The 762-nt window shown below is 50.0% G+C and carries 1 protein-coding gene; it reads right to left on the bottom strand.

Annotation, left to right across the window (positions count from 1 at the left end; all coding sequences use genetic code 11):
• Positions 1 to 762: Ig-like domain-containing protein (locus WH95_RS11010; RefSeq protein ID WP_113772013.1), on the bottom strand; the 762-nt coding region annotated here is incomplete at both ends.

Below are 762 nucleotides of genomic sequence, written 5' to 3'. Positions count from 1 at the left end.
TTCAACAGCTGTGTTAACACCAGAAACAGCTATTGGTGATGTATTATTCTCACTCCGACCACTCACCGTGATAACAACGTTCTCCGTCGCAACACCACCGTTACCGTCAGAAACATCGTAAGAGAAGCTTACATCACGGCTCTCGCCAACACCTAGATCCTGGAAGTTTGAACCCGGATCAAAGCTGTAGCTGCCATCAGCATTTACAACAACAGAACCCTCACTCGGGCCTGTGTTCAGACTGTAGCTCAGCGCGTCACCATCGATATCGCTGGCAGACAGAGTACCTGTAACAACACCGCCATCTTCAACGGCTGTGTTAACACCAGCAACAGCAACAGGACCATCGTTACTACCGCTCACGGTAATAACAACGCTCTCCGTTGCAACACCGCCGTTACCATCGGAAACATCATAGGAGAAGCTCACATCACGGCTCTCGCCAACACCCAAATCCTGGAAACTTGAGCCCGGATCAAAGCTATAACTACCATCTGCATTAACAACAACTGAGCCCTCACTCGGGCCTGTATTCAGACTAAAGCTCAGCGCGTCACCATCGACATCACTTGCTGACAGAGTACCTGTAACAACACCGCCATCTTCAACGGCTGTGTTAACACCAGCAACAGCAACTGGACCATCATTACTACCGCTCACGGTAATAACAACGTTCTCCGTTGCAACACCGCCGTTACCATCGGAAACATCATAAGAGAAGCTGACATCACGGTTCTCGCCAACACCTAGATCCTGGAAGGC

It is taken from the genome of Kiloniella litopenaei (assembly GCF_000982415.1).
GTDB classification, from domain to species: Bacteria; Pseudomonadota; Alphaproteobacteria; order Kiloniellales; family Kiloniellaceae; genus Kiloniella; species Kiloniella litopenaei.
Note: the sequence above shows the minus strand (reverse complement) of the source record. Positions and strands in the feature narration are given on the sequence as shown.